Raw genomic sequence first — 5978 nt, forward strand, 5'->3', positions numbered from 1 at the left:
CGTGGGGGGCCCGGCCGGCGGCCGCCACCGTCTCGGGGTCCATGACGGCGCGGTAGCGGCCGCCGATCCGGCGGGCAGCGGCGACCTCGGCGGCGTCGGTTCCGGTGCCGGCGGCACCGTCGTAGGCGCCCTCCGCACACCGCTGGATGATCGCCTTGACGTCCGCTTCGGCCTGGTCGTAGAGGTCGCGGAAGGCGCCGTCGACGGCACGATCGCCCGGGATCTCGTGCTCGGCCAGCCACCTGCCGTTGACGTGCGCGAACAGGTCGTCCTGGACCCGGACGGCCTCGTCGACGTGGGACAGATCGATACCGGAAGGAGTGCTGATCAGCTCGGAGGTCACGTGGTCCAGTATGCCGTCCGTCGGGCCGGCTCAGCCCGGCTGCGGGACCCGGTCGAATTCGCCGTCGGCCACCCCGGCGAGGAAGGCATCCCACTCCGGGCGGGTGAAGCTCAGCACGGTCCGGCCACGGCGCAGTTCCACCGCGCCCGCCTGCGTCTCGGTGACCAGTCCCGGCACGGTGCGGCCTTCGCGCAGACAGGCGATCAGCTCGTCCCACTCGGCCGGGGACAGCGCGATCACCGGCTGGGCGGCGGGGGCGGCGGGGGCGCCCTCGGATCCCGAACGGAATTTGCTGTCCCGTATCCAGACGGCTGCGACGTCGAACATGACCTCGACGCACTGGTTGCCGTTGTTGGACCGGGACGAGGTGAACCAGCCGCTGCGACGCGGCCGGCCGCCGGCGTTGGTAGCCATGCCCGAGAGTCTACCCCCGGGCATATTGCCTGATCAGAGCTTCGGAATCAGCTCGTGACAGAGCTTGCTCCAGCACGCGCAGGTAGGCGAAGCCCAGATCGCGCACCAGCTCCGGGTCATCGACCGGGCCGCCGAAGACCGCGCTCTCCGCCCACCCGAAGGTCGGTAGCTGTTCGCTTGCGAAGTCGAGCAGATGGAAGCTGGAGCCACCGAGGATGGCGCCCTCGCGGGCGGTGAACGGAATGACGCGCACGTCCACGGTGTCCAGTTCGTCGATCAGCGCGACCAGGTGCTCGAGCTGGCCGCGCAGCACCTGCGGCCCACCGGTCTGCTGCAACAGCGCGGCCTCGCCGATCACCGCGGTCAGCTCGACGCGATCGGGCCCGCGCAGCCGCTGCTGCCTGCGCATCCTGATGGCGACGAGCTGATCGACCTGGACCGGGCGGATCATCACGTCGGCGCTGATGAGGGCGCGGGCGTAGGCCTCGGTCTGCAACAGGCCGGGCACGATCAGGCTGTCGTAGCTGCGGATGCTCTGCGCGCCGTGCTCCATGCCGTAGAGACGCTGGAGCTCGGGGCCGATCAGCGCGGAGGACCTGCTCCACCAGCCGCGCTGTTTGCCAGCCTGTAGCAGGTCGAGCAGTTCGTCGCGTTCCTCCTGCTCGACCTCGAGCAGATCGAGCACGGGACCGATGGTCCGGCCGGTCAGCACGCGCCTGCCGTTCTCCACGTGCGACCAGTTCGCCGGGGTGAATCCGGCCTGCCTGGCGAAGGTCGCGGAGTCGAAGCCGCGCTGTTCGCGCAGCTCACGCAGCCGAAGCACCAGTTCCCAGCGGGCGACGGTCGGCGAGACGGGTGCCATGCGAAGCGATGCTACTTCGTGATCGACCAGCCGACGGTGACTATTGTCACAGCACTTGCCCGGGTCTACTGTCACGTTAGCGGCTGGTTCACCCGAAACATCCACTCCGCATCGAGACGAGGTTCTTCATGAGCACGTCCGGCACTGGATCTGGCAATCACCGCGCGCAGGGCGGCACCCAGGTGCTGCCGGCCCGCCCCGGCGGGCGTCGATCGGCGGCCGAGGGGCCCGCGGGCCGGGAGTCGGCCGGCAAGGAGAACGCCTTCCACCGCTGCCGCCGCTATCGCACCGACCACCGGCTGTTCGCCGAGGTCGATCCCGCCCTCGGGCGGATCATGCTCGAGGTGGGCGCCGTCGGGGCCGTGGTCATGCCCGCCACGCTCGGCGCGTCGGTGGCGGCGGCGCTGTCCGGCCCGCACCGCTGCCCGATCATCGCCCATCCCCGGTCGGACCGCTGGACCTTCCTCACCGGCCCGACCGACAACTCCTATCTCGACATGAGCCTGTTCGCCGACCTGTTCCGCGTGTGCGCCTCGATCGCGCTGCCGGGCAGCAGGATCGTGCTGCCCTCACCCGCCGACGAACGCACCGGCTACCGGTCCTGGGTGAGCGCCCCCGAGGACGACTACCGGCCGGACCTGACCGAGGTCACCACCGTGACGCGGGCCGCCGCTGCCGCGCCGCGCTGTGGCATGAACTGAACCGGCCAGGCCCGCGCCTTCCCGCCAGGGAATCAGGGCGTGGGGACCGGTGCCGGGGTGAGCGTGATGCTGAACCGGTTCTCCACGTTCTCGGTCCACTGGCGTTCGCACTCGTCGATGGCGGCCTGGTCGTTGCCCGCCTTGTTCAGGCAGTCGACGAAGTCCTTACCACCCATGTCGACGAAGAAGCTCCAGCCGACGATCACGAACAGCGTCGCGCCGATCAGGGCGAGCACGCTGAGCACGATGCCGGTGATCGACATGCCGAACCCGCCCGCGGTGCCCTTGCGGGCCTTGATCGCGGCGATCAGACCGAAGATCACGCCGAGCGCGCCGAACAGGTAGCCGCCGACCACGGTCCAGAAACTGAGCAACGCCACGATGCCGAGCACGAGAGCGGCCACCGCGAGCCCGGTGCGCTTGGGCGATTCCTGCCAGTAGCCGCCGCCCTGGTACTGCCCAGGCGGTGGCGGATACGACCCCGACGACGGGTATTCCTGGGGGTACTGACCCGGGGGAGGATATTGCGACATGGGCCCACCTCTCAGTCGGTCGGACGCGATCGCGGGGGCTGCATTCCGGTCGACCGCGTTGCCCGTACTCCGATGGTAGTCGGACGAAACGGGCGAATCGCCCCGCGCCTCACGCGGGAAACAGGGAGCTCACCGCCCGCCGAGGCGAGCGTGCATCTCCCACACCAGGATCTCCGCCGGCGCCTGCGCCGTTATCCGCTGCCCGCCGCTGTGCCCGGTGCGCACCGCGTCGCCGGTGTAGAGCGGGCCGACACCCTCCATCTCCACCTCGCCGCGCGCGACGAAGACGTGCAGGTAGGGCGCCTCCGGCAGGGTCACCACCGACGGCGCGCCTGCACCGTCGGCGCCGGGCATCCTGGCCACGTGCAGCGCGGCGTGACTGCTGTTGATCGCGATGGCGGTGCGGTCGCGGTAGCGGGGCAGGCCGGAGGCCACGGTCACCAGATCGCCGGAGGCCAGTTCGTCGTCGATCTCGAGCTGCTGATAGCCGGGATCGACGCCCGCTTCGTCGGGAACCACCCACATCTGGATGAAATGCACCGGCCGGTCGTGGGCGGAACTGTTGTCCAGCCGCCAGGAATCGTTCTTCTCCGAATGCAGAATCCCGCTGCCCGCGCTCATCCGCTGGGCCAGACCGGGATAGATGACACCGCTGTGACCGAGCGAGTCCTGATGCACCAGGCTGCCCTCCAGCACCCAGGTGACGATTTCCATATCGCGATGCGGATGCGTCTCGAACCCCTGGCCGGGCAGCACGATGTCGTCGTTGTTGACCAGCAGCAGCCCGTGGTGGGTGTTGTCGGGATCGTAATGCGCGCCGAAGGAGAAGGAATGCTTCGAGTCGAGCCAGGAGATCCGGGTTTTCATCCGGTCGCCGCCTCGATGGACATCGATGTGCGGGGTCGCGAGTGCGGACACCCGGTCCTCCTCTCCCAGCAGGCGCGCCGCGGGCCCGGTCGCATCTGTACGCCCGGCCGCGCGGCGACTCGTATTCCTAGTAAATTGTCCCGCATCGGGCATATTACGCGAGCACCGGGCCGGGGAACGGCAGGCGAGCAGTGCCGGACGCCGAGGGGAATCCCTGGGCCGCGACGGGCGAGGCGGAGGTGACGAGATGCGACCGGACGCGCTCGCGCGGGTCGAGGAACAACTGCGCGAAGGGGCGCGCGCGGCGGGCATCACCGATTTCGTGGTCGGTATCGCGGTATTTCGCGAGGGCCGTCTCCTGGTAATCCGCCGGGTGCCGGACGACTATTTAGGGGGAATGTACGAATTACCCGGCGGCGGGGTGGAATCCGGGGAAACTCTCGTCGAATGCGTGGTGCGCGAGTTGTTCGAGGAGACCGGTCTGCGGGTGCACCACATCGATCGATTTCTCGGCGCGATCGACTATGCGACGCGCAGCAAACCACGGGTGCGAAAGTTCAGTTTCCTGGTGGTGGCCGATTCCGGCGAGATATCGCTCTCACCCGGCGAACACGACGCGTTCGCCTGGATCGACATCGACACCCTCGACAGCCTGCCGATGACCCCCGACACCCGTGAGGCCCTGCGCGCGCTGTTCCCGCCGCGCTGAGCAAGCGCCCGGCACGGCAGAATCGGCCCGGTGCCGCACGGTGAGCCGCTGAGACGTTCCGAACCGCAGAACCGGCCACCCTGGCGGACCGCCCTGCGCGAGAGCCCCGGCGTGGTCCGGCTCGCGGTGGTCCGATTCGCCGGCCAGTTCGGCGACGGCATGTTCCAGGCCGCGCTGTCGGGGGCGATCCTGTTCAATCCCGAGCGCGAGACCGACCCGCTGGCCATCGCGGCGGGCTTCGCGGTACTGCTGCTGCCCTATTCGCTGATCGGCCCGTACGCGGGCGCGCTGCTGGACCGCTGGGACCGGCGAACGGTGCTGCTGGTGGCGAACCTGCTGCGGATCGTGCTCATCCTGACCGCCGCGGCCGTGCTGGCGGCAGGCGTCGAGGAAACGCCGCTGCTGCTGCTCGCGCTGGCCACCGTGGGGGTGAGCCGGTTCGTGGCGGCCGGGGTGTCCGCCGCGCTGCCGCGGGTGCTGGCCAGACAGTGGCTGGTGGCGATGAACTCCGTGCTCGCCACGGTGGCCTCGGCCTTCGCCGGGGCCGGGGCGGCGGCGGCCGTGGCGGTGATCGGGATCGCCGGGGCAGGGGATGCCGGATCCGCGCTGGCGGTGGCGTGCAGCGCGGCGGGGTCGGTGATCGGCGCGATCGGCGCGGTCGGGTTCCTGCCGCACGTGCTCGGGCCCGGGGTCGAAGTGCGGGCGGAGGCGGTCGCGGACCCACGGGCGGCGCTGACGGGCTCGGGGCGGGCGCCTGGGACGGACCGGGGGACGTTACGCGCCGTCGCGGGCGGGCTGTCGACGGCGGCGCGGGCGGTGTGGCGGGCGCCGGAGGTGACCGCGGCGATGGTCGGGATCGGGGCGCACCGGGTGGTGTTCGGCGCGAACACGCTGATCATGGTGCTGGTGTTGCGTGAGCCCGCCGACGGCGCCGGGGTGGGCGGCGGATTGATCGGGTTCGGGGTGGCGATCGGGGCCAGCGCCCCCGGGTTGCTGACGGCGGCGGCGCTCGCCCCGTGGGTGATCCCCCGGCTCGGGCGGGCGCGGACGGTGCTCACCGGACTGGTGGCGGCGGTGTTCGTGCAGCTCGGGCTGGTGATGCCGACCGCTGTGGCCGGGCCGGGGCAGGAAGCCGGGCGCGCGCACCTGCTGCTGCTCGCCGGGGCATTGCTGTTCGGGCTGGCCGGACAACTGATCAAGCTGAGCGGGGACGCGGCGATGCAGACCGATGTGGACGACACCCGGCGCGGGCAGGTGTTCGCCCTCCAGGACACCGTGTTCAACATCGCCTTCGTGCTGTCGATCGCGGGGACGGCGCTGGTGATCCCCGATGACGGGCGCTCGCCGGGGATCGTGCTGGCGGGCGCGGCCGGGTACGCGCTGGCGGCCGGGCTCGTCGCGGTGAACACGCGGCGGCGAGCGCCCGGGCCCCCCGGGCCGCCCGGCCCCCGCGCCCCCGCCGGGGCGGGGCCCGGGAGCCCGCCCGGGGCGGGGGGGGGGGGCGCCCCCCCGCCCGCCCGCCCGGGGCCCGGGCGGGCCCCGGGCACGC

At 71.3% G+C, this 5978-nt stretch carries 7 protein-coding genes and 1 pseudogene; 3 read left to right on the forward strand and 5 right to left on the reverse strand.

The genetic code is table 11. The features are described from left to right. The 3 genes and pseudogenes from QH283_RS09170 to QH283_RS09180 all read right to left on the reverse strand — a co-directional run. A pseudogene (locus QH283_RS09170) lies at positions 1 to 343 on the reverse strand (peptidase M13); the annotation flags it as partial. Between the two features lie 30 nt (positions 344 to 373). Next, positions 374 to 757 (reverse strand): DUF397 domain-containing protein, encoded by a 384-nt coding sequence (locus tag QH283_RS09175; RefSeq protein ID WP_280502590.1) that lies wholly within the window; start codon positions 755 to 757, stop codon positions 374 to 376. 10 nt (positions 758 to 767) lie between these two features. Next, positions 768 to 1619, reverse strand: a complete 852-nt coding sequence (locus QH283_RS09180; protein ID WP_280502591.1) for a helix-turn-helix domain-containing protein — start codon at positions 1617 to 1619, stop codon at positions 768 to 770. Positions 1620 to 1747: 128 nt separating this feature from the next. Here QH283_RS09180 and QH283_RS09185 point away from each other — a divergent pair, with 128 nt between their 5' ends. After that, the gene (locus QH283_RS09185) at positions 1748 to 2320 is read left to right on the forward strand and encodes a hypothetical protein (RefSeq protein WP_280502592.1); all 573 of its coding nucleotides are present in this window, start codon (positions 1748 to 1750) and stop codon (positions 2318 to 2320) included. A gap of 32 nt (positions 2321 to 2352) precedes the next feature. Here QH283_RS09185 and QH283_RS09190 read toward each other — a convergent pair whose 3' ends face one another. Continuing rightward, the gene (locus QH283_RS09190; RefSeq protein WP_280502593.1) at positions 2353 to 2853 is read right to left on the reverse strand and encodes a DUF4190 domain-containing protein; all 501 of its coding nucleotides are present in this window, start codon (positions 2851 to 2853) and stop codon (positions 2353 to 2355) included. A gap of 129 nt (positions 2854 to 2982) precedes the next feature. Then, a complete protein-coding gene (locus QH283_RS09195; RefSeq protein WP_280502594.1) occupies positions 2983 to 3771 on the reverse strand; it encodes a pirin family protein in 789 nt (262 codons plus the stop codon). 196 nt (positions 3772 to 3967) lie between these two features. Between QH283_RS09195 and QH283_RS09200 the strand changes: the two genes are divergently transcribed. Both QH283_RS09200 and QH283_RS09205 read left to right on the forward strand, forming a co-directional pair. Beyond that, positions 3968 to 4429, forward strand: coding sequence for an NUDIX hydrolase (locus QH283_RS09200; RefSeq protein WP_280502595.1), 462 nt, complete (start codon positions 3968 to 3970; stop codon positions 4427 to 4429). A 30-nt stretch (positions 4430 to 4459) separates the two neighbouring features. Next, the coding region (locus QH283_RS09205; protein WP_280502596.1) for an MFS transporter at positions 4460 to 5978 on the forward strand (1519 nt) is incomplete at its 3' end.

This window comes from Nocardia farcinica, from assembly GCF_029867845.1.
Taxonomy (GTDB): Bacteria; Actinomycetota; Actinomycetes; order Mycobacteriales; family Mycobacteriaceae; genus Nocardia; species Nocardia farcinica_A.